General features: G+C 48.3%; 16 protein-coding genes. 13 read left to right on the top strand and 3 right to left on the bottom strand.

Features of this window, described 5'->3' with window-relative positions; translation table 11 throughout:
• Positions 1-38 precede the first annotated feature (38 nt).
• The 8 genes from D7V92_RS09375 to D7V92_RS09340 all read left to right on the top strand — a co-directional run bounded on the left by D7V92_RS09375 (position 39) and on the right by D7V92_RS09340 (position 8,528).
• Positions 39-1,064 (top strand): efflux RND transporter periplasmic adaptor subunit, encoded by a 1,026-nt coding sequence (locus tag D7V92_RS09375; RefSeq protein WP_008774010.1) that lies wholly within the window; start codon positions 39-41, stop codon positions 1,062-1,064.
• Between the two features lie 6 nt (positions 1,065-1,070).
• Positions 1,071-4,190 carry an efflux RND transporter permease subunit gene (locus tag D7V92_RS09370; RefSeq protein WP_005861971.1) on the top strand — a complete coding sequence of 1,040 codons (3,120 nt, stop codon included), beginning with the start codon at positions 1,071-1,073 and terminating at the stop codon, positions 4,188-4,190.
• A gap of 170 nt (positions 4,191-4,360) precedes the next feature.
• Entirely contained in the window at positions 4,361-4,654 is a 294-nt protein-coding gene (locus D7V92_RS09365) for a PG0541 family transporter-associated protein (protein WP_005866064.1), read from the top strand.
• A 36-nt stretch (positions 4,655-4,690) separates the two neighbouring features.
• Complete coding sequence (locus D7V92_RS09360) at positions 4,691-5,914, top strand: NADH:flavin oxidoreductase (protein WP_005861966.1); 1,224 nt, start codon at positions 4,691-4,693, stop codon at positions 5,912-5,914.
• Entirely contained in the window at positions 5,914-6,717 is an 804-nt protein-coding gene (locus tag D7V92_RS09355) for an SDR family oxidoreductase (RefSeq protein ID WP_008780848.1), read from the top strand. Before D7V92_RS09360 ends, D7V92_RS09355 begins: the two co-directional genes overlap by 1 nt.
• A gap of 124 nt (positions 6,718-6,841) precedes the next feature.
• Positions 6,842-7,426, top strand: coding sequence for a 50S ribosomal protein L25/general stress protein Ctc (locus D7V92_RS09350; protein WP_121772768.1), 585 nt, complete (start codon positions 6,842-6,844; stop codon positions 7,424-7,426).
• Between the two features lie 85 nt (positions 7,427-7,511).
• A complete protein-coding gene (gene pth, locus D7V92_RS09345; protein WP_005861960.1) occupies positions 7,512-8,075 on the top strand; it encodes an aminoacyl-tRNA hydrolase in 564 nt (187 codons plus the stop codon).
• A 21-nt stretch (positions 8,076-8,096) separates the two neighbouring features.
• A complete protein-coding gene (locus D7V92_RS09340) occupies positions 8,097-8,528 on the top strand; it encodes an RNA-binding S4 domain-containing protein (protein ID WP_005861957.1) in 432 nt (143 codons plus the stop codon).
• Between the two features lie 175 nt (positions 8,529-8,703).
• On the opposite strand, the gene D7V92_RS09335 is transcribed toward D7V92_RS09340, so the two are convergent.
• The 3 genes from D7V92_RS09335 to D7V92_RS09325 form a co-directional block, all read right to left on the bottom strand.
• Positions 8,704-9,174, bottom strand: coding sequence for a toxin-antitoxin system YwqK family antitoxin (locus tag D7V92_RS09335; protein ID WP_121736461.1), 471 nt, complete (start codon positions 9,172-9,174; stop codon positions 8,704-8,706).
• 102 nt (positions 9,175-9,276) lie between these two features.
• Positions 9,277-10,920 (bottom strand): Ig-like domain-containing protein, encoded by a 1,644-nt coding sequence (locus D7V92_RS09330; RefSeq protein WP_121772767.1) that lies wholly within the window; start codon positions 10,918-10,920, stop codon positions 9,277-9,279.
• 44 nt (positions 10,921-10,964) lie between these two features.
• Positions 10,965-13,763, bottom strand: a complete 2,799-nt coding sequence (locus D7V92_RS09325) for a TonB-dependent receptor (RefSeq protein ID WP_121772766.1) — start codon at positions 13,761-13,763, stop codon at positions 10,965-10,967.
• 196 nt (positions 13,764-13,959) lie between these two features.
• Here D7V92_RS09325 and D7V92_RS09320 point away from each other — a divergent pair, with 196 nt between their 5' ends.
• The 5 genes from D7V92_RS09320 to D7V92_RS09300 all read left to right on the top strand — a co-directional run bounded on the left by D7V92_RS09320 (position 13,960) and on the right by D7V92_RS09300 (position 24,995).
• A complete protein-coding gene (locus tag D7V92_RS09320) occupies positions 13,960-15,231 on the top strand; it encodes a DUF3843 family protein (protein ID WP_121772765.1) in 1,272 nt (423 codons plus the stop codon).
• A 261-nt stretch (positions 15,232-15,492) separates the two neighbouring features.
• Complete coding sequence (gene gltB / locus D7V92_RS09315; protein ID WP_121772764.1) at positions 15,493-20,010, top strand: glutamate synthase large subunit; 4,518 nt, start codon at positions 15,493-15,495, stop codon at positions 20,008-20,010.
• Positions 20,011-20,035: 25 nt separating this feature from the next.
• On the top strand, positions 20,036-21,460 hold the full coding sequence (locus D7V92_RS09310; RefSeq protein WP_121772763.1) for a glutamate synthase subunit beta: 1,425 nt from the start codon (positions 20,036-20,038) through the stop codon (positions 21,458-21,460).
• Positions 21,461-21,486: 26 nt separating this feature from the next.
• The gene (asnB, locus tag D7V92_RS09305; protein ID WP_121772762.1) at positions 21,487-23,151 is read left to right on the top strand and encodes an asparagine synthase B; all 1,665 of its coding nucleotides are present in this window, start codon (positions 21,487-21,489) and stop codon (positions 23,149-23,151) included.
• Between the two features lie 122 nt (positions 23,152-23,273).
• Entirely contained in the window at positions 23,274-24,995 is a 1,722-nt protein-coding gene (locus D7V92_RS09300; RefSeq protein ID WP_048928066.1) for a DUF6383 domain-containing protein, read from the top strand.
• Positions 24,996-25,720 lie beyond the last annotated feature (725 nt).

The following is a 25,720-nucleotide window of genomic DNA, read 5'->3' as shown; positions in this document are numbered from 1 at the left end:
AATTGAAAGTTTAATAGATAATAATTAGGAACAATTATATGAAGACAAGTCAAATGCTGAAAGTAATACCGATAGCTACATTGGCCCTGCTGATGTCTTGCTCGGGTAATAAGAGTGAGGAAGCCACGGAAACACAGAATGAGAAAGTAAAGGTGAAAGTGGAGACGGTCTCTGTTCAAGACGTGGAGCAACTCAGTGAATTTACCGCTACGGTGGAAGCGAATATCAAAAATAATATCGCTCCCCAAACCCCATTCCGTATCGAGAAAATCTTCGCCGAGGTAGGCGACCATGTAAAAGCCGGGCAGTTATTGGCCAAGATGGACGCTACAAGCCTAAAGCAAGCGAAGATACAATTGGATAACCAAGAGATCGAGTTCAAACGTATCGACGAGTTGTATAAGGTAGGCGGTGCTTCCAAATCCGCTTGGGATGCCCAAAAGACTTCCTTGGAAGTGGCTCGCGAGACGTATAAAAACTTGGTGGAGAACACCCAATTGCTAAGCCCGATCAGCGGAGTCGTAACCGCCCGCAACTACGATAGCGGCGATATGTACAGCGGCGGAAACCCAATCTACACAGTGGAGGAAATCCGTCCGGTCAAATTAATGGTGAATGTCTCCGAGAGTCTTTTTACAAAAGTGAAGAAAGGCCATGAGGTAGACATCCGGCTGGATGTGTACGGAGACGAGGTTTTCAAGGGTAAAGTCAACTTAGTTTACCCGACGATCGATCCCGCTACCCGCACGTTCCCCGTGGAGATCAAGATCGCCAACTCGGATGAGCGAGTGCGACCGGGTATGTTCGCCCGAGTGACGATGAGTTTCGGCCATATGGATCACGTGGTGGCCCCGGATCGCTCTATCGTAAAACAATCAGGCGCCGGCGACCGGTATATCTATGTATGCAAAGACGGCAAGGTATCCTACCAGAAGGTGGAGCTAGGACGCCGTATGGGTGATAAATATGAGATCATATCCGGAGTGGAGGATGGCGACCAAGTGGTTATCACCGGGCAAAGCCGCCTGACGAACGGTATGGAAGTTGAAATCGAAAACGAATAACAGACTATGAGTTTATATGGAACAGCGGTAAGAAAGCCCGTATCGACCGCCCTTGTATTTGTGGCGATCGTGATCTTCGGACTTTTTTCCTTAAGCAGGTTATCAGTGGACTTGCTTCCGGAGATAGAGACGAACACCATCATGGTGATGACGGCCTATCCCGGCGCCAGTGCTTCGGATATCGAGATGAATGTTTCGAAGCCCTTGGAAAACGTGTTGAATAGCGTAAGCGACTTGAAGCATATCACGTCGCAATCCCGTGAGAATATATCGATCGTAACGTTGGAATTTAATTATGGCATCGATATCGATGTCGCCACGAACGATGTCCGCGACAAACTGGACATGGTGGAGTCTTCCCTACCCGATGACGTAGAGAATCCGATCATTTTCAAGTTCGGTACGGATGATATCCCCATCTTGATCCTTTCCGTGACCGCGGAGGAGAGCACGAACGCTCTTTACAAGATCTTGGACGATAAGGTATCCAACCCATTGGCCCGTATCAGTGGCGTGGGTGCCGTGTCTATCTCCGGTACGCCGATCCGTGAGTTGCAAGTGTATTGCGACCCGTACAAGTTGGAGGCTTACGGCCAGACCATCGAAGGTATCTCTACCATCATCGCGCAAGAGAACCGGAATACACCGGGAGGTAGCGTAGATATCGGCTCTAATACCTACTCCTTGCGTGTTCAAGGAGAATTCACGGACGCTAAGCAGATGCTAGACCTAGTGATCGGTAGCCAGAACGGAAAGAACGTATATCTGCGTGACGTGGCCCGTGTAGAGGACAGTATCGAGGAACGTGCGCAAGAGACGTTCAACAACGGCACGAAAGGTGGTATGATCGTCATACAGAAACAGTCCGGAGCGAACTCGGTGAACATCGCCAAGAAGGTACACCAGAAACTTCCGGAGATACAGGCTAGCTTACCCTCAGACGTGAAGCTGGACGTAATCATGGATACTTCCACGAATATCTTGAATACGATCGATAGCTTGAAAGAGACGATCATGATTACCTTTATCATCGTTATGTTGGTGGTATTCGTGTTCTTGGGACGTTGGAGGGCCACGTTTATCATTATCTTGACCATCCCGATCTCCTTGATCGCTTCTTTCGCTTATTTGCTGGCCTCGGGTAATACGTTAAACATTATCTCGTTGAGCTCACTTTCTATCGCTATCGGCATGGTGGTGGACGACGCTATCGTGGTATTGGAGAACGTAACGACCCATATCGAGCGGGGTAGCCAGCCGAAACAGGCCGCCGTACACGCCACGAACGAGGTGGCTATCTCGGTTATCGCCTCCACCCTTACGATGTTGGCGGTGTTCTTGCCGTTGACGATGGTTACGGGTATGGCGGGTATCTTATTTAAGCAGTTGGGATGGATCGTTAGTATCATCATGATCGTTTCTACGGTAGGCGCCTTGACATTGACCCCGATGCTTTGCTCACAGTTATTACGCCAGCAACCGGAGAAGGGTAAATTGTACCGGATGTTCTTCACGCCTATCGAAAAGGGATTGAACGCCTTGGATCGCGGTTACGGACGCTTCTTGAACTGGGCCGTACGCCACCGGAAAACGGTGATCGTAGGCGCTACGCTGATCTTCATCGGCAGTATGATGCTGATACCGGTCATCAAGACGGAATTTTTCCCGACGCAAGATAACGCACGCATCGGTATAACGATTGAGTTGCCGATCGGTACACGGCAGGATATTACCCGTGAGTTAGCTCTCGACATCGACAAGAAGTTCCGTGAGAAATATCCGGAGATCCTAATCAGTAACTTCACGGAAGGTACGGCGGATACGGATAATACCTTCGCCCAGCTAAGCAATAACGGTACGCATATTATCGAGTTCAATATAAACCTAACTAGCGTGGGCGACCGTGAGAGAGGTCTTACCGAGATTTGCGAGTTGATGCGGCAGGACTTAGCCCAATACAGCGAGATCAAGAAATTCGAGGTACTCGCCGGAGGGCAGGAAGGTTCTATGGGTGGAGAGACCTCGGTTAACATCGAGATCTATGGTTTTGATTTCGCCCAGACGGATGCCGTGGCGAATGAGATCGCCCGTCGTATGAGAAATGTAAAAGGATGCTCGCAAGTAAATATCAGCCGTGAGGATTATATCCCGGAATACCAGATCGACTTCGACCGGGAGAAACTGGCCATCAACGGGCTGAACGTAACAACCGCCTCCATGTATCTCCGAAACCGTGTAAATGGTTCCACCGCTTCAAAATATCGTGAGGATGGAGATGAGTATGATATCAAGGTACGTTACGCCCCAGAGTTCCGTGAGTCCGTAGAGGATCTTGAGAATATTTTGATCTATAACAATGAAGGCAAAGGCATCCGCATCCGTGATTTAGGCAAGGTAGTGGAACGTATGACTCCCCCGACCATCGAGCGTAAAGACCGTGAGCGTGTGATCACCGTATCTGCCGTAGCGGGTAAGGGAGCGGCATTGAGCGACTTGGTTGCCGCCGCCCGGAACGAGTTGAAACAAATGGATATCCCATCCGACGTAAGTTGGCAGTTGGGTGGAACATTCGAAGATCAGCAGGATACATTTACCGATTTAGGTATCTTAATGGTATTGATCATCATCTTGGTATTCATCGTGATGGCTGCCCAGTTCGAGTCGTTGGTAGACCCGTTCGTGATCATGTTCTCTATCCCGTTCGCCTTTACAGGTATCGTATTGGGATTGGCGGTCACGCAGACACCATTGGGCGTTATGGCTTTGATCGGCGTGATCATGTTGATGGGTATCGTGGTTAAGAACGGTATCGTGCTGATCGACTATACGATCTTATGCCGGGAGCGTGGCATGGGTATTATCACGTCGGTAGTGACTGCCGGTAAATCCCGTCTCCGTCCGGTATTGATGACAACGTTGACGACCGTTTTGGGTATGATCCCGATGGCGGTGGGAACCGGCGAAGGTTCCGAGATGTGGCGCTCGATGGGTATGACTGTGGCTTGGGGTCTTTCCGTATCCACCTTGATTACCTTGATTATCGTTCCGACGGTCTATGCCGTATTCGCTGCCAACGGCGTAAAACGAAGACGCCGCAAAATAAGGAAGGCATTACGAAATAATTAATTATCTTTGCGTACCATAGGGAAGCCGAGGCCAAGCAAACCTCGATGGGCATTGTTAGGTCATAACAATGCCCATTGTAAGGTGCTTACGATGCCCATTATAAGCAGGCTTGAATGCCCATCGTAAGAAAAGCTTCCCTACGGATATGCGATCTCATAAAAAACAACTATATGAAAGCGATATTTATATCTTTCAATCAAGCGTATTACGAAGCTATCGTCAGTATCATGGACCGTAATAACCTTAAAGGTTTTACCTATTGGGATGTCGTGCAAGGACGGGGAAGTAAAACAGGCGAGCCACATTACGGCAATCACGCTTGGCCTACCTTGAATTCAGCTATCCTTACGATGGTAGAAGACGAGAAGGTCGATCATTTTCTGGAAATCCTACACAACTTAGACAAGGAAACGGAAGCGCAAGGGCTTCGGGCCTTCGTCTGGAATATAGAGAAAACCATCTAACTTAATTTTTCGAAACAACTATATTAATCTATTGATATGGACAAATCAATCCTGTTTACACCCGGTAAGATCGGTCCGCTAACACTTAGGAACCGCACGATCCGGGCCGCCGCATTCGAGAGTATGTGCCCGGGAAACGCTCCCTCGGAGCAGTTATTCAACTATCATACATCCGTAGCCGCCGGAGGGATCGGCATGACGAACATAGCTTATGCCGCCGTGACGCAAAGCGGCTTGTCGTTCGAACGTCAGCTGTGGATGCGTCCGGATATTATTCCCGGCCTCCGCAAGCTCACCGACGCTATCCATAAAGAGGGAGCCGCCGCTTCCATCCAGTTAGGCCATTGCGGTAATATGTCGCATAAGCGGATTTGCGGATGCACGCCTATCTCAGCGTCCAGCGGGTTCAACCTCTACTCTCCCACGATCGTACGAGGTATGAGACAATCCGAGATCGCTTCCATGGCTCGTGCCTACGGTGAGGCCGTACGATTGGCACGTGAGGCAGGTATGGACGCTGTCGAGATCCATGCCGGGCATGGTTATCTGATCAGCCAATTCCTTTCCCCGTACACCAACCACCGGAAAGACGAATATGGAGGAAGCCTTGAGAACCGTATGCGCTTCATGAGAATGTGTATGGAAGAGGTGATGAAAGCAGCAGGTTCCGACATGGCCGTAACCGTAAAGACCAATATGCGGGACGGGTTCAAGGGAGGACTTGAAATAGACGAATGCCTAGAAGTAGCCCGTACACTCCAAGACCAATGCGGAGCGCATGCCTTAGTACTAAGCGGCGGATTCGTGAGCCGTGCCCCCATGTATGTAATGCGGGGAGAAATGCCGATCCGTACGATGGCGTATTATATGCCTCGCGGCTATCTACCGATTGGAATCCGCATGGTAGGTAAATATATGATTCCCTCGGAACCGTTTAAGGAGGCTTACTTCCTTGAAGATGCGTTGAAATTCCGCAAAGCCTTACATTTACCTCTTATTTACGTAGGAGGATTGGTCTCCAGAGACAAGATCGAGGAGGTACTGAACGACGGGTTCGAGTTTGTGGCCATGGCACGTGCCTTGGTGAACGAGCCGGGCTTCGTCAACCGTATGAAAGAAGACGAGCACGCCCGTTGCGATTGTGGGCATAGCAACTATTGTATCGCCCGTATGTATAGTGAGGATATGGTCTGTCATAAGAACGTGAAAGGTCTTCCGGAATGTATCGTACGTGAAATCAAAAGGCTTGAATATAAATAATGGAAAAGAAATGGGCTTTAGTCACGGGGGCCAGCTCCGGAATAGGTCTCGCCTATGCCGAGGAACTAGCCTCACGAGGCTATCAGTTAGTGATCGTCAGCAATGAGGAACAGGCGATCCGGGAGAAAGGTGAGTTTCTCTCCGAGAAATATGGTATAGAAGTTTTGCCGCTTTATCGTGATTTGGCGATCCCCGGGGCGGCCAAGGAGCTATATGATACTTGCCAAGAGAAAAACATCCCAATAGAGGTATTGGTCAATAACGCCGGTATGTTTTTTTTCTGCGAGACCTTACAAGCTAAGGCCAACATCGTCGAGAAAATGCTTTACCTCCACGTGACCACTCCTACCCAGCTTTGTTATTATTTCGGTCAGGAGATGAAGAAACGGCGTCATGGATATATCCTCAATATGTCATCCCTATCTTGTTGGCTACCTTATCCGGGAATTACGCTGTACGCTTCCACCAAGCGATACTTGAAAAGCTTCTCCCGAGGCTTGCGTTCGGAGTTACTGGATTATGGAGTAAGCGTAACCGTACTTTGTCCCGGTGCCGTCGCCACGAATTTATATAACCTAAGCGACAACTTAAAGATTTTAGCGATCCGCCTAGGTATCATGATGCGTCCGGAAAAACTGGCTAAAAAAGGGATTAATGCCTTGTTTCACCACCGGGCTTCCCTATTACCGGGTCTCTTCAACAAAATATGCACACCCCTCGTAATGCTCCTCCCCCACGGCCTTGTCCGTTGGATCATGCGAACCACGAAATTAGTGAAGCTGGATCGACAATCCGACAAATAACATGCGAAATATTTGTCACATCAAACAAAAATCGTATCTTTGCACCGCTTTTTAGCCCCGTACCGTGTGATGGGAAATTAGGAAGCAAAATAACTAATTTTGAGTAACACAAAAATTAAAGAAAATGAAGACATTTGAGTTAGAAGGAAAAGGAAGAGAGATCGTCGCTCGTTCCGCTGATCAGAAAAGAGCCTTGAAAGCAATGCGTAAGAACAATGAAATTCCCGCTGTATTATACGGTGGCGAAAAAGTAATTCACTTCACGGTTACAAAAGAAGCCGTTCGTAAGTTGGTTTACACTCCGGAGATTTTCGTTGTTGAGTTAAGCATTGACGGTAACAAGACGATGGCTATCGTTAAGGACATGCAGTTCCAACCTGTAACTGACGAGATCCTTCACATGGACTTCTTGGAAGTATCTAAGGACAAAGCCGTAGTAATGGAAGTTCCGGTTGTTTTGGAAGGTCACGCAGAAGGTGTTAAAGCCGGTGGTAAGTTGTCTCTTCAAATGAGAAAACTGAAAGTGAAAGCTATATACGATCAAATCCCTGAAAAGTTGACGATTAATGTGGATCACCTTGGCTTAGGTAAGACTATGCAGGTAGGTGCTTTGCACTTCGAAGGTCTTGAATTGATGAACGCTAAAAACGCTGTTGTTTGCGCCGTTCAATTGACTCGTGCCGCTCGTGGTGCTCAGGCTAAAGGATAATCTGAGGTAAAAACATTATTACAATACATGAAGGGGAGGATATTCATAGAATGTTCTTCCCCTTTCTTTTATAGATTCGAGGATAATGAAATATTTGATAACAGGACTTGGTAATATCGGTTCCGAATATTGGGGAACCCGTCATAATATAGGTTTCCGGGTTGTCAACCATTTGGTAGAGAGCGTAGGAGGCAATTTCACTGAGGAGCGATACGGGGCAATCGCACGCATACGGGTGAAAAACTGTGACTTGATCGTGCTAAAGCCGAATACCTTTATGAACCTCAGCGGCAACGCCGTTCGGTACTGGTTGCAAAAAGAGAACATTCCCGTGGAAAATCTATTGATTGTCGTAGATGATCTGGCATTGCCATTCGGAACCTTACGTCTGAAACCAAAGGGTAGCGACGCCGGGCATAACGGGTTGAAGAATATCGCCCAGTTATTGAATACGCAGGAATATTCCCGCCTTCGTTTCGGCATAGGCAGCGATTTTCCACGGGGCGGACAGATCGATTACGTGCTAGGGAAATTTCCCCCGGAGGAATTGCAATTGATGCCAGAGATATTGGATCGTGCGACAGAGATCATCAAGAGCTTCTGCCTCGCCGGCATCCAGATTACGATGAATCAATTTAATAATAAATAAAAAGAGACTGAGAATACAGATATGAACGAGGTACGTATCGATAAATGGATGTGGGCGACCCGTATCTTTAAGACCCGCACGATAGCCGCGGAAGCTTGCAAGAAAGGGCGTATCATGATAGGTGGAGTAACGATCAAACCTTCCCGCATGATCAAGGTTGGCGATGTGATCCAAGTGCGTAAACCGCCGATCACCTTCTCTTTTAAGGTAATCGGATTGATCGAGAATCGTGTGGGCGCGAAGCTCGTCCCGAATTACTTGGAGAACGTGACAACCCCGGATCAGTATGAGATTCTGGAGATGAACCGTATCTCCGGTTTCGTGAACCGTGCGAAAGGTCTCGGACGTCCTACCAAGAAAGACCGTCGTGAACTGGAGCAATTCACTGAGCCGGAATTCATGGATGACGGATTCGATTTCGAGTTCGACTTTGGAGAAGAGGATGAGGAGTAAGCATGCTGATTTCCATTCAATTACATTTACCAATATTTTCATCAAGAAGTAAAAGTATTTTCACCTAGAGGTAAAACTGTTTACATACTGATGTAACGACATTTACCTCTAGAGGAAAAAACATTTACCATTAGAGGTAAATGTCGTTACAACGGTATGTAAACGGCAATTATTCCTATTGATTCTCCTCGGAAAGCAGATTCCCCTCCTCATCCCAGCTACGCCAGACACCAGATTTCTTCCCTGCCGTATAGAACATCTCATACAACAAATTTCCCTTATCGCTCCAGATACGCCAAGGGCCGTCCTTTTGCCCTTCCTTATAAGAAGCCAGGCCGATCAGCTGGCCGTTATCGCTATACGTGCGCCATTCACCATGGAAGATCCCGTGATAGTAGGAACGCACCTCGGCGATCTTGCCATCCGGATAATAGATCACATAGGTTCCCTCGGGACGGCCGTCCTTCAGGTACAGCTCCATCTTGAGCATGCCATCCTCATAGAATTCCGTATAGCGGCCCGTATACGGGGTGGTTTGTGTCTCATCGGTATAGTACTGCCCCTCGCTCAATACCAAGTCTTGCGCCTGCACGGTCAAGGAGGCTCCCGCCAGAAAAGCGGAAAGTAACAATAGCTTTTTATTCATGATACATTCTTATCTAAATTATACATAAAAAGACACCGAGGGATCTTTCCGGATACCTCAGTGCCTTAAACAAATTCACAACCTATTCAATGCCAAGCTTGATTAATATTCGGTATTTTGAGGATCCCAATTAGCCCAACCAGCAGTCCAGTCATTCTTTCCGTCGAAAGCACCTTTGTAAGTTACTTTCTCGAAGAAGCTGTTGTTCAATACTTCATCGACAAATTCAGCGCCTTGCACAGCTGAAGCTACGACAGAAGAGTAATCACCATCTTTAGAGATAATCTCGTTGGTCGTTGCCAGAGTCCTGTTGCTACCGGCAAGATTGAAGAAGTTCTCACTTACCTTATCATCCTCATAGAAGTTTTTCCACATACCAGCAAAGATCACATTCTTGATGGCAATGCCATCGTTTGCCGTACCTTTCTTATCAGTAGCACGAAGTCCGTAAGGCCAGCCGGTGAATACGGAGTTGTAAACATTCAAGCTGGTGTTACGACGCAGGTGCATGGCTGCCTGAAATTTACCACCCTTGGCACCGTTAGCAGCGTCGGCTGTCTTGGCTTCCACCTCAGCCTGTGTCTTATCGGATACCTTGCCATAGAAAGGACCTATCAAGGTTACGTTGGAGAAGACCGGCTTGGTAAGCGGAGTGTTGGAAGAACCGTCACCGTCGTTATCAGATTCAAAACCGTTAGAGTCTGAAGTATCAGCGATATTCTTATCACGTACGCTCAACAAGAATTGCAGTTTACCCGTATAACCGAAGTCTGTATCGAAATCATCATCCCAGCCTTTGTAAGCGATCAAGTGTTTGGCATTTACCGTTCCACCGAACCATTCGTAAGAATCATCGTTCGAATATGAAACCTGAATGAACTCGACTTCCGTGCCGCTACCAACGCCGCCGAAGGTTAAGCCATTGATTTCCTTGTCTGGCTCCAAAGGATAACCGGCGAACTCGATACGAACGTATTTCAATTTACCGGAACTTTCCGTATTAAACTCATCGGAGGTCGTATTTCCATATAATGTACCAGGTCCTCCTTCGATAGTTGGTTGATTTGTACGATTCACACGAGCGTTACCACAAATAATCAGACCGCCCCAGTCACCTGTCAAACGTTTACCCGGCTCTTTATCGGATGTAAAGACGATCGGTTTATCAACAGTACCTTCGGCGATGATCTTAGCGCCCGGCTCGATAATCAAGGAAGCGGCTTTCTCGCCCGGACTAACGGACACACCTTTGATAACAGAACCAGCCTCAATAGTCAATGTAGCGCCTGATTTCACGTATACGAAGCCTTTCATGAAGTTCTTGTCGGCAGCGTTGATCGTAAAATCAGTCGTGATATTTCCTTCCAATATCACCTCCTTGGAAGACGGAGCATCATTAGAGACAGTCACGGTACAAGTAGCCGTTTTACCGCCATCCTTCGTAGTTACAGTAATCGTAGCGGAACCTTCGGCCACAGCTGTTACCTTACCGGCATTGACCGTCGCGACCTTTTCATCGGAAGTACTCCATGTAACCGTTTTATCCGTAGCATCACTTGGAGTAATAGCCGCGGACAAGGTAGTGGATTCGCCCACCTTGATAGTAACGGTAGTAGGACTGACTGCCACAGCCGATACAGCTACGGAGCCATCAGGTTTATCATCGTCATCACTACACGATACAGTCCCAAACATAACGGCCATCGTTAACACAGAGGCCAAACCTTTTAAGAGAAATCTGTTCATAATAAAAACATTTTGTTTGTAATAGATATATATTCAATTAAACATCAAAACCTAAGGGAAACACCGACATTGATATCCACTCCCGGGCGATAGCTGCGGATCAGTTGCTCACGCTCGCTCTTGCCGCCTTTGTCGTCCGTCAGTTTCACGAACTGCTTGTACTCGACCTTGGAGTTCAACATATCCTGGATTCCCGCCTTGATCTCGACAATCTTGCCAATCTTCTTCGAGAAAGTAAGGTCCAACGAGTTGCGGGGCATCTCATATATATCAGGGATATCCTCGTTCTGGTTCTGCATCGGGACACCGACCGACTCAATACGCTTCCCGATCCGGTTATAGAGCAGGGAGGCGGAAATCCCCTTGTCATCGTACTGGTAGAAAAAGCCGGCATTAACCAAGTAGGGAGATTGCCCTGCCAAAGGGCGATCCCGCTCCGGCGCCCCTTCCTCGAAACGGACACGGCTATAGATATATGCGGCGTTGCACACAAAGCTCAAGCCTCGCAGCCCTATAAAGTCGAGGTTCTTTTTAACGTCCAACTCTACGCCGAAGGTCTCGGCGTTCTTCGCGTTATGATAGGTATATTGCAGGCCGGAACCAGCCTCGTTGTACGTCTCCTCGATAGGATCCTTGAAGTGCTTGTAGAAACCGCCGATCGTGATCATTTCGCCCGCGGCTGGATAGAACTCATAACGAAGGTCGATATTGTCAGCATAGGCATTCTTCAGCTCCGTATTTCCCACGATGTTTGCGTCTCGCTCGAAGTTGAAGTACACATAAGGCACTACCTCTCGGAACTCCGGACGGTTGACCGAGCGACCGTAAGCGGCGCGGACCAAATGTTTTTGTGAGAGGTTGTAGGCAACATTAACTGAAGGGAAAAAATCCGTCGTCTTATTATCCAAGTGTACCGGGGTCGTACCGTCGGAGCTATATCCGTCCATCTTCAATTGGTAGTATTCCATACGAACACCGATATTAGCGTTCAACACCTCCCCATAATTCAGTTTAGCGGAGACATAGGCGGCTCCCAACATGTTCTCGGAAGTATAAGAGTCACTGTTCGTAGTTGTTTCACGCATCCATATCTTATCCGCCGAGATATTTTCATTGGCGAACAACTCCGTATAATCCCAATCCGCATACCGGTCGTAGCCGCTACCCAACAGGTTGTAGCCAAAGCGACGGGCAGCGAAGGTACGGCTCTTATATTCACCGTAGACACCTCCATTGAGAACAGGGGCGAACCTATCGGATACGGTGAATTTATGTTCGTAGTTGGCGGCTATAGAGGCGCTATGATCCTTCAATTCTTGGTAATAACGCATCGGGTCAGAAACATAGTAGTTCGGCTGTTCCGTACGGTTCTCGTCAAGGATGGAGTTCACGATCTTACGATCCGGCTCACGGTAGGAGGCAAAGGCATAGCCCGCCGTCCAATCCACCTTGTTAACATTCTCTCGCAAGGTATGCACACCGCTGATCTGCCCGGAGTAAGTGGTACGCCCGGTATAGAGGGATTCCCACTTACGGATATTCTTGTCGGAATAATAGTTCATTCCTTCCCTTTGTGTCAGAGCGGAAACGCCACGCTGGCTGAAGAAGTTGCGAAGCTCATATTTGCTGCCATCCCGTTGGAATGACCAGTTAAAGAGGGCCCCTAGCTTGGAGGTATTCTTATAGCGGATATCGTTGTACTCAAAGCGGGGACGGGATACGTCGTTCTTCACGTCGTAGGCAATGTAGTTGTTATTCACCGTCTCCGAGTAATCGTACTCGGTACTCCAGTTCAAGTTCGTGATATTTCCGATCTTCCAGCCGCCCACATCATAAGAGCGGTGCGAGGTAAGGGATATCTTCTGATCGGGGATGGCGGTGAACTTGTTGATCCCCCAACGTTGGTTGATTTGGCGGGTAAAGGCAGCCGCCTCATCCGTGGAGTGTTCTCCTAGGTGAGCGGGGAAAGAGGAAGGCAGGTTTCTCACGCCCGCTCCGAATCCAAGGTAATCCTTTGCCGTGCCGTCCGTCAGCTGGAAGTTACGGAAGGTGGCGTTCGTGTTGAAGCCCATTTGGTAGGATACGTTGAAGGTGTTCCCGTCCGGGATATTCTTGGTCATCACCCGCACGAAACCGCCGGAGAAATCCGCCGGAAGCTCGGCCGAGGGGCTCTTGTATATCATCATGTTATCGATCAAGGAAGAAGGAAGCACATCGAACGAGAAGGCACGGCTGTCCGTCTCGCTGGAAGGAGTCGTGGCGTTGTTCAGCCATACATTATTATAACGTTGCGCAAGCCCTCGAACTACGATAAAACGATCGTCCACGATGGTGATTCCCGGGATACGGCGTAGTACCTCGGCGGCATCGCTATCCTGTGTTTTACTGATTTGCTGGGCGGAGATACCATTCACGACCGGAAGGCTCTTGCGTACGGTATTTAATACGGCCATCTCGGTTCCCAATTTCCGTTGGGCCACTACGACCACATTCTGTAATTGGAGGTTAGCATCGGAAAGCTCGATATTCAACACCGCCTCTTGGCATGCGACTACCGGAACATCCTTTACCGTTTGCGTTTGGTACGACACGTAAGAGGCGGCTACCGTATAAGTACCTGGTTTCACGTTCTCGATACGGAAATTACCGTCTATATCCGTGATAGCGCCAACCGTAGTCCCCTCGATCACAACCGAGGCGCCGATCAACGGTTCTTTTATCTTTGCGTCCGTAACCGTCCCGCAAATAACCCCTGTTTGTGCCCATAGAGAGAATGACAGGAAAACTCCCACCCAGAAAAGCCCTAACCTTTTCAATCTTTTGCCCCTTAAACTCTTTCCCATTATCTTACTACTTATTATTTCACCTTTGATTTCGACGCAAAAGTACGGGGGCGGTATTTCAAAGATGTTTAGATCCGATAACAATGAAGACAACAAATGTTACATTTTTAAGACCGCAACTTTTCCTTATCGTTTGACATAGCTAACGTATTTTTACTACATTTGCACTCCTGAATGCATAAAGACATTTAATAACATGAAGAACATTAAAATTTTCCCGAAAGACTGGTTGCAGTTGCATCCCTATAAACAAAGCACTCCCGTGGATTCCTATTATACCGGAATAGCGAACCGTATCTACGATATCATGGAGAAGACCGAGTTGGTAAACTCCTTCGAGGGCGAGGAAACAAAGCAGATCTGTATCCGCATGGCCGCCTACTTCGAAGACGTGATCTCCGGCATGGGGCTTTGGCGTGCCTTCATCCTTACCCATAAGGAGCTATACGGCAAATACCTCCCCTTCTACACTCCGGACGATCATTATTACGACGATGAGGTGAACCTTGAGGACGTGCGTTTCCTCCTTTGGCATTATACCCAGCAGTATCACGGCTATCGTAAAGGCACTTTTGTCAGTCCGGACAACCCTGCCAACGAATCCACCGGCATGCTTATCTACGACCTGTTCTGCAAAGAGTGGACCACGGCGCCGGAGAATACCCGCATGGCCAAGCTTTTCGCCCTTGATACCCGCTACGAGCGGCAAGAGGATTACGATCGTCTATTGCAATGGTTCCATTACGAATCCTATATCCTGCCTGAGTCGGCCCGGGAACTGAGCGACTTCGCCCACGACCGCTGGAAGGAGCAGCCCGACCTCAACCAAGAGCAGCTTAACAACCTGCTCGTCAACAGCCACGGCATGATGGCCTACACCAGCAAGACCTCCTTGCTAGGTCTGACCTCCCCGCAATGGCTGGCAAAGATATTGCCCGCCGAGCATCCCGACCATGAGGTATTCCAGAACACCGCCGACGAGTCCGTTGCCACCCTGCCCGACGATATGCTGGAGGAAAACCGCCAACAATACGAGACTTTCCGCAAAGCCGCAGGTGACAAACTGCTTCTCTATTTCGACAAGACCGAAGATGCACAAACATTTATCACGGAGACTTCCGGCCTTATCCCCGCCGAGAACTTCCATCTTCCCGAAGACTGGCAAGGCAAGAAACTGGCGATCTACGCCACGCCCGAGGAAGGCGCCCAAGTCATCACCCGAGACGTGGAGCTGATCAAGGATGAGAACAATCCCTTCTACGACGCCAACCGTGCCGCCAAGCAAGCGCTCTCTTTCTTCATCGTGAAACATTGCAGCGTTTACTTCCTGCCTGAGCTGGTAAAGCGAGGCATGCTGGCCGACGCGCAAACGAAAAGCCTTATCAGCCCAGAACGTGGCAAGGCGATCATACAAGAGAATTGGAAGTTCCTAGCCCGCTATTTCATCCGAGAATATCCCAATAGATAAAACAGATAGAAAGCACTGTCGCAAAACGTGACGGTGCTTCTTTTTTAGCTCATCTTTCATTTAGTAAGTCCACAAACCAAATACCTTTCAAATAAAAAGAATAAACCTAGTAAATTATTACAAATAGAAACATCAGACAAGATATTCTTATCTTTTTCCCGCTCTTTCGCCCCGGCAAGCAATCACATTATGTCATTAATACCTATATTTGTAAAACAAATTGACGCAATAATTATTTATACACAAACATAAGGTCAACAAATGAAAACAAACAAGAATCATTTTAACAGCAGACAAGGATTATACGACCCGTCTTATGAACATGACGCTTGTGGAGTAGGAATGTTAGTAAATATCCACGGCGAGAAATCGCACGACATCATCGAATCAGCCCTTAAGGTACTAGAGAACATGAGGCATCGAGGCGCTGAGGGAGCCGATAACAAAACGGGTGACGGAGCGGGAATCCTATTACAGATCCCTCATGAGTTCATCCTCCTGCAAGGAATTCCGGTTCCAGAGAAAGGCAAATATGGCACCGGACTAATCTTCCTCCCGAAAGACGAGGAACAGCAAGCGAGTATCCTCAGCATCCTCATCGAGGAGATCGAGAAAGAGGGATTAACCTTGATGCACTTACGCAAAGTTCCCGTTCATACGGAAATCTTGGGAAAGGACGCACAAGCGACCGAACCGGATATCAAACAGATATTCATCATCGGCTGCAACGATCAGCAAGAGCTGGAACTAAAGCTATACCTCATACGTAAGCGGGTCGAGAAAAGGGTATCGGCCGCCGACCTTCCGGCCAAGGATGATTTCTATATAGCGTCTCTTTCCACCAAAAACATCGTTTACAAAGGCATGCTGGAATCCATGCAGCTACGCCATTACTTTCCGGACCTGACGCAACCTTATTTCACTAGCGGACTGGCCTTGGTACACTCACGTTTCAGCACCAACACCTTCCCCACTTGGAGTCTGGCGCAACCTTTCCGCCTACTGGCACATAACGGGGAAATCAACACGATACGGGGCAACCGGGGATGGATGGAGGCCCGGGAGAGCGTACTCTCCTCCCCCAGAATCCCGGATATCAACGATATACGCCCGATCATCCAGCCGGGCATGAGTGACAGTGCCTCACTGGATAACGTATTGGAATTCTTCGTGGCCTCCGGGATGAGCCTGCCGCATGCCATGGCGATGCTGGTACCGGAGAGTTTCAACGAGAAGAACCCGATCTCCGAAGACCTAAAGGCTTTCTACGAATATCACTCCATCTTGATGGAACCGTGGGACGGGCCTGCCGCCCTGCTCTTTAGCGACGGACGCTACGCCGGAGGCATGCTAGACCGTAACGGTCTCCGCCCCGCCCGTTACCTGATCACGAAACATGACATGATGGTCGTGGCCTCCGAAGTCGGCGTCATGGATTTCGAGCCTAACGAGATCAAGGAAAAAGGCCGTCTGCAACCCGGAAAGATCTTACTCATCGATACTGAGAAAGGCGAGATTTATTACGATAGCGAGCTGAAGGAACAACTGGCGAACGCCCAGCCCTACCGTACTTGGCTGGAGAAAAACCGGGTGGAATTGGACGAGTTGAAATCCGGCCGTAAGATCCCTCATAAGGTAGAGGGATACGACAAGCTACTGCGTACGTTCGGATACAGCCGTGAGGATATCGAACGTATCATCGTACCGATGTGCACGGGAGGGGCGGAACCGGTCGGCTCCATGGGCAACGATACGCCACTGGCCGTATTATCCGCCCGTCCGCAAATCCTCTATAATTATTTCCGCCAACAATTCGCCCAAGTAACCAACCCGCCGATCGACCCGATCCGCGAGGAACTCGTCATGAGCCTGACCGAGTATATCGGGGCCGTGGGAAGCAATATCTTAGTTCCAACCGAGAGCCACTGTAAAATGGTTCGGCTGAACCATCCGATCTTGACCAATACACAACTGGATCTCCTGTGTAACATCCGGTATAAGGGCTTTAAAAGTGTTAAGCTCCCCACTTTGTTTGACGCAGAGAAAGGATGCGCAGGACTGAAAGCTGCCTTGGACGAATTATGTAAGCAAGCGGAGCAATCCGTCACCGATGGCGTTAACTACATCATTTTAAGCGACAGAAACGTAGATGAGAAAAAAGCGGTGATTCCCTCCCTGTTAGCGGTAAGCGCCGTGCATCACCATCTGATCTCCGTGCAGAAAAGGGTGCAAACAGCGCTGGTAGTGGAAACCGGCGAGATGCGTGAGGTAATGCACGCCGCCCTCTTACTAGGCTACGGAGCCAGTGCCATCAACCCCTATATGGCTTTCGCTATCTTGGATGATCTAGCAGACAGGCAAGAGATACAATTGAATTACGAGACTGCCGAGAAGAATTACGTAAAAGCCATTTGCAAGGGTTTATTCAAGGTTATGAGCAAGATGGGGATCAGCACGATCCGCAGTTACCGGGGAGCAAAGCTTTTCGAGGCGATCGGCCTAAGCCGGGATCTGGCAGATACTTACTTCGGGGGAACCACCAGCAACATCGGTGGTATCCGCTTGGAAGAGATAGCGGCAGACGCGATCGCCATGCACAATGACGCATTCTCCCACCCCACGGATTCTTTATTGGAACATAAAGGCATTTATTCCTTCCGCAAGGATGGCGAGAAACACGCTTGGAACCCGGACACCATTTCCATGCTTCAACTGGCTACCCGCTTGGGGAGCTACAAGAAATTCAAGGAATATTCCCATACGGTCGATGAGAAGGAAAGCTCGATCTTCTTGCGTGACTTCCTGACCTTCAAACAACGCACCCCGATCCCCTTGGAGCAGGTAGAGCCGGAAGAAGCGATCATGCGTCGCTTTGTCACGGGAGCGATGAGCTTCGGTTCTATCAGCCGGGAAGCGCACGAGACGATGGCTATGGCCATGAACAAGATACACGGACGCAGTAACACGGGCGAGGGTGGTGAGGACTCGGCCCGTTTCGTCCCCCGTGAGGACGGGTTATCGCTCCGCTCCGCCATCAAGCAAGTGGCCTCCGGACGCTTTGGCGTGACCACGGAATATCTGGTAAACGCCGACGAGATCCAGATCAAGGTCGCCCAAGGAGCGAAACCGGGCGAAGGAGGGCAGCTCCCCGGCTATAAAGTGAACGATATCATAGCCAAAACCCGTCACTCGATCCCGGGAATCTCTCTGATCTCTCCCCCACCTCACCACGATATTTACTCGATCGAGGACTTGGCGCAATTGATCTTCGATCTGAAGAACGTGAACCCTCAAGCCGAGATCAGTGTGAAACTCGTATCCGAGAGTGGCGTGGGAACTATCGCCGCCGGCGTAGCCAAAGCTAAAGCGGACCGGATCGTGATCTCCGGGGCGGAAGGAGGAACGGGGGCTTCCCCGATAAGCTCTATCCGTTACGCCGGAATCCCACCCGAGCTAGGTCTATCCGAGACTCAACAGACACTAGTGATGAACGGCCTCCGGGGACAAGTCCGCTTGCAAACAGACGGACAATTGAAAACCGGACGGGATATCGTATTGATGGCGATGCTGGGTGCCGAGGAGTTTGGATTCGCCACCTCCGCCTTGATCGTCTTAGGCTGTGTGATGATGCGTAAATGCCATATGAACACGTGTCCGGTAGGTGTCGCTACCCAAGATGAGGAATTACGTAAACGCTTTCATGGCCGACACGAATATTTGGTGAATTTCTTCACCTTCCTCGCCCGTGAAGTTCGGGAATATCTGGCAGAGCTAGGCTATACGAAACTAGACGATATCATTGGCCGTACGGACTTACTCATGCGTAAACCTTCCGATCATATCGAGAAACATGATCTATTGGATCTCAGCCGCTTGATCCATCTACCGGAACAAGCCGCCACGCAGGCCATCCATCATGTCACCCGTCAACTCCACGCGATCGACAACGTGAAAGATGTGGATATAATCCGTCACGCAAAGGCCGCCATCGAATCCGGACAGGAAGTATCGTTGGATTACGCGATAGCCAACACCGATCGTTCCGTAGGAGCCATGCTTTCCGGCGAGATCGCCAAGCGGTACGGGAACATCGGGTTACCGGAGAACACCCTGCATATCAAGTTCAAGGGGGCGGCGGGCCAGAGCTTCGGAGCCTTTCTGGCTCACGGCGTACATTTCCGGTTGGAAGGCGAGGCGAACGACTATCTCGGAAAAGGATTGAGTGGCGGACACATCAGTTTAATGCCTCCGGTACGCTCCACCTTTATAGCGGAAGACAATACGATAGCCGGTAATACCTTATTATATGGGGCTACCAGTGGTGAGGTCTATATCAACGGCCGGGTCGGAGAGCGTTTCTGCGTGCGAAACTCCGGGGCGATCGCTGTCGTGGAAGGTGTAGGCGACCATTGTTGCGAGTACATGACCGGAGGCCGGGTTGTCGTCTTAGGCAATACAGGCCGGAACTTCGCCGCCGGAATGAGTGGTGGTGTCGCTTACGTGTGGAACAAGAATGGTGATTTCGATTATTATTGCAACATGGAAATGGTAGAGCTTTCCTTGATCGAGGATAGCACCTCACGGAAGGAACTTCATGAATTGATCCGCAAGCATTATCATCATACCGGCAGCCATCTGGCCGGATTGATGCTCGATAACTGGAACAAGTACGTGGATGAGTTCATCCAGATCGTCCCGATCGAATACAAGAAAGTACTCCAAGAGGAACAGATGCGCAAACTCCAACGCAAGATCGCGGAGATGCAGAAAGACTACTAAATATTTACACAAAAACAAGAGAACTATGGGAAACCCAAGAGCATTTCTAACGATACATAGACAAGAGGCGGGCTATCGTCCCGTCCACGAACGTATAGATGATTTCAGCGAGGTAGAACAGACCTTGAACAGCGGCGACCGCCGTACGCAGGCCTCCCGCTGCATGGATTGTGGCGTACCCTTCTGCCACTGGGCCTGCCCGCTGGGTAACAAGCAACCCGAATGGCAAGATTTGTTATACAAAGGCCGTTACAAAGAGGCATATCACGTATTAGAGCAGACCGACGATTTCCCGGAGTTCACGGGACGTGTCTGCCCCGCCCTCTGCGAGAAAAGCTGCGTACTGAAACTTAGCTGCGACGAACCTGTCACGATCCGTGAGAACGAGGCGGCTATCGTGGAAGCCGCTTTCCGGGAAGGATACGTACAGCCTATCCAACCGGTACGCAACGGGAAAAAGGTAGCCGTGATCGGTAGCGGTCCCGCCGGATTGACCGTAGCGAACCAATTGAACCGAAAAGGATATGAAGTCACCGTATTCGAGAAAGATGAGTTACCGGGCGGCTTGCTACGTTTCGGCATCCCCAATTTCAAGCTAGGCAAGCACATTATCGATCGCCGTATCCGCATCATGGAGCAAGAAGGGATTCTTTTCCGTGTAAACACGATGGTCGGCAAAGAGATATTAGCGAAAGATGTAGTGAAAGATTTCGACGCTGTTTGCGTAGCGATCGGCGCCGAGGTTCCCCGGGATCTATCTATCGAGGGACGTCATTTAAGAGGCGTACATTTCGCCTTGGAGTTATTAAGCCAGCAGAACCGGATCTTAGAAGGCATCCCCATCCCGCCCAAAAGCCAGATCAATTGCAAAGGCAAGAAAGTCTTAGTGATTGGCGGAGGCGATACGGGTAGCGATTGCGTAGGGACAGCGAACCGTCATGGGGCGGCCTGTGTCACCCAGATCGAGATCATGCCCCAGCCACCCGTCGGACAGAATCCGGCGACACCTTGGCCCATGTATCCCCAAGTACTGAAAACCAGCAGCAGCCATGAGGAAGGTTGTATCCGCCGGTGGAACCTAACCTCTAACCGTTTTATCGGAGAGAAAAACAACCTGATAGGGGTTGAGGTAGAAGAAGTCGAATGGGTTCCCTCCCCAGACGGAGGCCGTCCGCAGATGAGGCTGACCGGCAAGAAAGAGATCATGGAGGCCGATCTGGTTTTCCTCGCCATGGGCTTCCTGCATCCGGAGCAAGAAGGATTGATCAAAGAACTGCGATTGGCTACCGACAACCGCGATAACATCGCCGTAGACAACGCCGGATATACCGCCAACAGCAACCTATTTGCCTGCGGAGACGCTGTCAGCGGAGCGAGCCTAGTCGTAAAAGCGATGGCCTCCGGCCGTAATGTCGCCCGATCCATCGACCGTTTCTTACAAACCAACTAATTTTCAACTTTCAATTTTTAATGATCATGTGTGGTATAACAGCGATATTCAATATACACGACGGAGCGCAAGCCCTGCGTAAACAAGCGTTATTAATGAGTAAACGAATCCGTCACCGGGGGCCGGACTGGAGTGGTATCTACCAAGGCAAAACCGCTATCTTGGCCCATGAACGCCTTTCCATCGTAGACCCCGCCTCCGGAGGACAACCTTTGGTCAGCCCCGACGGGAAACTCATCCTCTGCGTCAACGGAGAGATCTACAACCATCAGGAATTACGAGAACGGTTAAAAGGCGATTACGAGTTCCAAACCGGCTCCGATTGCGAGGTGATCCTCGCCTTATACAAGAAGAAAGGGATTGATTTCATCGAGGATCTCAACGGTATTTTCGCCTTCGCTCTCTATGACGAGGAGAAAGAGGTTTACTTGATCGCCCGTGACCCGATCGGCGTGATCCCGCTCTACATCGGATACGATGACGAGGGACACTTGATGGTATCTTCTGAGTTAAAAGGACTTGAAGGCTTCGCCACTCATTACGAGCCGTTCCTCCCCGGTCATTATTTCTATAGCGAAGACCGTAAACTCACGAGATGGTACACCCGTGACTGGATGGATTACGCCAACGTGAAAGATAATCCTACCGACGTACAACAACTTCACGATGCGCTGGAAGCCGCCGTCAAACGCCAACTGATGAGCGATGTCCCTTATGGCGTCCTTCTATCCGGAGGTCTGGATTCCTCCATCACCTCCGCTATCGCCAAGAAATACGCGGCGAAACGCATCGAGACCAATGGGAAAGCGGACGCATGGTGGCCTCAACTCCACTCGTTCGCCATCGGATTGAAAGATGCCCCGGACTTGATCGCCGCCCGTAAAGTAGCGGATGCGATCGGTACGGTTCATCATGAGATCCATTATACGATACAAGAAGGATTGGACGCTTTACGAGATGTCATTTATCATATCGAGACCTATGATGTCACTACCGTCCGAGCCTCCACCCCCATGTATTTATTGGCCCGTGTGATCCGGAGCATGGGTATCAAGATGGTACTAAGCGGCGAGGGTGCGGACGAGGTATTCGGGGGATATTTATATTTCCATAAGGCCCCGAATGCACAGGCTTTCCATGAAGAGACCCTGCGTAAATTAAGCAAACTGTATTTATATGATTGCTTGCGCGCTAACAAAAGCCTTTGCGCATGGGGCGTAGAAGGACGAGTGCCGTTCTTGGATAAAGAGTTTCTTGATGTGGCCATGCGTCTGAATCCGGTGGCAAAGATGTGCCCGGGTACGACCATCGAGAAGAAGATACTTCGAGAAGCATTTTCCGACAGCTTGCCCAAGGAGATCGCTTGGCGGCAAAAAGAGCAATTCTCGGATGGGGTAGGCTATGGCTGGATCGATACATTAAAGAAAATAACCTCCGAGTCGGTCACTGATGAAGAGATGGCGAATGCCGCCAAACGATTCCCGATCAATCCGCCCCAAAACAAGGAAGAGTATTATTACCGCTCCATCTTTGAAGAGCATTTCCCCAGCGAAAGCGCGGCGAGAAGCGTACCTTCCATTCCTAGCGTAGCGTGTTCTACCGCAGAGGCTTTAGCTTGGGACTCGGCTTTCAAAAACATGAACGAGCCAAGCGGCAGGGCCATAAAAGGCGTACATGAATCCGCTTATTGACGAATATTTCTTTTCTTTAGTAGTAAAATGCACCAACTTTTATGAATAATAAACGCTGGTGCATTTAATTTTTATAATAACTTTGCCAGCTAGAGTCATAAAACACTTTAAAACAAATTTATATGAAGAAAATCTTTACATGCATTAGTTTGGCAGCCGCTACATTCATGGCTACCACCCCAGTGATGGCACAACAACAAAAACAATTAACAGATAAAGAAAAAGCTGCTGTTGTTAAAGTTATTGTTCCTGCCGTTTTTGATCAAGTAAAGCAAATTAGTGGAGTTGATTTCATGTCTCTCACAAATCCTAATATCGAAAGCATAATTAATTCCCCTTTATTTTTGCCTCAAGTATCAAGCCTACGTGCAGATCAATTAAATCCAATCTCGGTTACTCCTGATAGTTTAAAATTGGATCTTAGTTCTATGGATTTTTCTGCGATAGCACCGGGAATGGGTGATTTCATCGCAGGGATCGTTAATGACGTAAAACTGACATTCAGTGATTATAAAGAATATAACGTTTCACTTAACGGACAATCCGTAAAAATTGATTTACCAGAGAAAATTGATGTATCCGCAGCTGCTTTAGTTGACGCAGAAACGGGTAAACCCACAAATTTATTATCGGTATTAATCAAGACCGGGAACAAAGGAACCATTCTTCCTTTCAACAGCTTATCCGTAGAATTGAAATTAGGTTGGTTAGGTACCGTGGGTAGCATGATCCCTAATTTCCCGCTTAAAGATGGAAAATTGATAAGCCTAACAGAAACAGCAAATAGCTCTGGTACGATTGATTATACGATTACTTTAGAAGATAATTTACGTAGTCTAGCAGCAACGTTAGCTCAAGTCCCGAACTTCCAAATATCTCTTGATATGACAAAGTTGATGACAGAAAGTACTATCAAGGCTAGCTTATTCGGTAAACCTCTACAAGCACCTAACGCAAAATTGCCAATGGGTGACGCTGTCGTATATGCAAACTTGAAATCAACTACAGGAATGCCTGCTGATTCTATTGTCTTGACTTCATATGATGCCGCATCTAGCAAAATCAAAGGATACAAGAAGTTGACTCCGACAATTGGCGTATCTGGAGCAAATCTAGTTTTAACGACAACAGATTCAGTACGTGCTGACGTAAATACAGCTTGGACTCCAATGTCTAAACAGATCGTTACAATGCCAGCAACAATGAGCACAGCAATCAATTCTATTATGTCCTCTCTTGTTAATGGTGTCGTTAGTAATCTTAAAGCAAGCGCAGAAACCAATTACACTATTACAATCGATTCTATTTACGAAGCTAAAAAAGATGAGGTTATTCGTGTAATGGAAATCGACGCAACGACAAAAGTTGAAGCTACGAGCTTAAAAGATACAAAGATGATCGTAGATGTCAACTTCTTGAAAGGAAGCAGTAAAGAAAAAGTCATGAATATCAAGGCTACGGCTCCTACAAATGATACTAAGATTACGGTAGACTTTAGTCCTGCTGTTGATCCTAATGGCGATGGCGTTAAAGAAAATGTCCGCATGGCGACATTATATATTACATCTGACGCTATGGGTATCATCACCGATAACGAGACTATCAATGACGAGGTTCAAGAGGTTACGGTATCTACAACCGCTAGCGGTCTTTATGTAAAGAATGGTAAGGGTAATTATGTAATCGTTAATATGGTAGGTAAAGTTGTTTCTACGGGTATCATCACTAGCGATGAGCAATACATCAGCACTCCGAATATGCCGAACGGCATTTATATGATCTCAATCGATCAGTCTAAGCTCTTGAGATCTGCTCATAAGACAACTGTTAAGTTCGTAAAATAAATTATCTAGATAATTAGTTAATCTGATAAAAGGAGCTATCCGGAAACAAAACCGAGTAGCTCCTTTCTTTTTGTCAATTTGTAAACCAAACTCCCGGAGAGTTGATTTTTCTGGCCTGATGTACTTCTCGTCCCTAAATATGAGAAAAAATATTAGCAAATGATTGTTTAGTAATATATTAACCAAATACGACCTTTTGTTCTAGAGAAATAATTCATGCTAGTTCACATTTATACGGGTCAAAACATGTTTTTTATACGGATAAAAGAGGCATTTCATACGGTTGTATCACCCGACGCGACTATATGTATCGCCTTACGCGACCTATCGCGTTGGCTAACGCCACTACTTGCGTCGCCCAACGCGACCTTTCGTGTGACAAAACATGACCTTTTACGTAGAAATCAGTGGTTAAATACGTATTTTCACCCATTATCTATCCCTAGTTGAGGCTTCTTGAAAAAGAGGCTCGTCAGACAAACAGACTTATTTTAAGCAAATAGATAGATATATAGCTTTTTTACTTACAGTTACAGCAACCCATATTCACAAAGCATATATTACGATATAAAACCAAAACACGCACTTATAATTATTATTTACAACTAAAAGCATATATTATAACTTCAATCTATTACAAACCTCATATTTATAAAACATTCGAGCCTCTCACCTGTTATATACTTATCAAAACGTTATATATTTGCACTACAATAAAACAAAAA

Source organism: Parabacteroides sp. CH2-D42-20, assembly GCF_003670185.1.
Lineage (GTDB): Bacteria > Bacteroidota > Bacteroidia > Bacteroidales > Tannerellaceae > Parabacteroides > Parabacteroides distasonis.
Note: the sequence above shows the minus strand (reverse complement) of the source record. Positions and strands in the feature narration are given on the sequence as shown.

What these genes read in the sequence shown, in the direction of transcription:
- D7V92_RS09375 (WP_008774010.1), top strand. Translation starts at nt 39, where the DNA reads ATGAAGACAAGTCAAATGCTGAAAGTAATACCGATAGCTACATTGGCC.
- D7V92_RS09370 (WP_005861971.1), top strand. Translation starts at nt 1,071, where the DNA reads ATGAGTTTATATGGAACAGCGGTAAGAAAGCCCGTATCGACCGCCCTT.
- D7V92_RS09365 (WP_005866064.1), top strand. Translation starts at nt 4,361, where the DNA reads ATGAAAGCGATATTTATATCTTTCAATCAAGCGTATTACGAAGCTATC.
- D7V92_RS09360 (WP_005861966.1), top strand. Translation starts at nt 4,691, where the DNA reads ATGGACAAATCAATCCTGTTTACACCCGGTAAGATCGGTCCGCTAACA.
- D7V92_RS09355 (WP_008780848.1), top strand. Translation starts at nt 5,914, where the DNA reads ATGGAAAAGAAATGGGCTTTAGTCACGGGGGCCAGCTCCGGAATAGGT.
- D7V92_RS09350 (WP_121772768.1), top strand. Translation starts at nt 6,842, where the DNA reads ATGAAGACATTTGAGTTAGAAGGAAAAGGAAGAGAGATCGTCGCTCGT.
- pth (WP_005861960.1), top strand. Translation starts at nt 7,512, where the DNA reads ATGAAATATTTGATAACAGGACTTGGTAATATCGGTTCCGAATATTGG.
- D7V92_RS09340 (WP_005861957.1), top strand. Translation starts at nt 8,097, where the DNA reads ATGAACGAGGTACGTATCGATAAATGGATGTGGGCGACCCGTATCTTT.
- D7V92_RS09335 (WP_121736461.1), bottom strand. Translation starts at nt 9,174, where the DNA reads ATGAATAAAAAGCTATTGTTACTTTCCGCTTTTCTGGCGGGAGCCTCC.
- D7V92_RS09330 (WP_121772767.1), bottom strand. Translation starts at nt 10,920, where the DNA reads ATGAACAGATTTCTCTTAAAAGGTTTGGCCTCTGTGTTAACGATGGCC.
- D7V92_RS09325 (WP_121772766.1), bottom strand. Translation starts at nt 13,763, where the DNA reads ATGGGAAAGAGTTTAAGGGGCAAAAGATTGAAAAGGTTAGGGCTTTTC.
- D7V92_RS09320 (WP_121772765.1), top strand. Translation starts at nt 13,960, where the DNA reads ATGAAGAACATTAAAATTTTCCCGAAAGACTGGTTGCAGTTGCATCCC.
- gltB (WP_121772764.1), top strand. Translation starts at nt 15,493, where the DNA reads ATGAAAACAAACAAGAATCATTTTAACAGCAGACAAGGATTATACGAC.
- D7V92_RS09310 (WP_121772763.1), top strand. Translation starts at nt 20,036, where the DNA reads ATGGGAAACCCAAGAGCATTTCTAACGATACATAGACAAGAGGCGGGC.
- asnB (WP_121772762.1), top strand. Translation starts at nt 21,487, where the DNA reads ATGTGTGGTATAACAGCGATATTCAATATACACGACGGAGCGCAAGCC.
- D7V92_RS09300 (WP_048928066.1), top strand. Translation starts at nt 23,274, where the DNA reads ATGAAGAAAATCTTTACATGCATTAGTTTGGCAGCCGCTACATTCATG.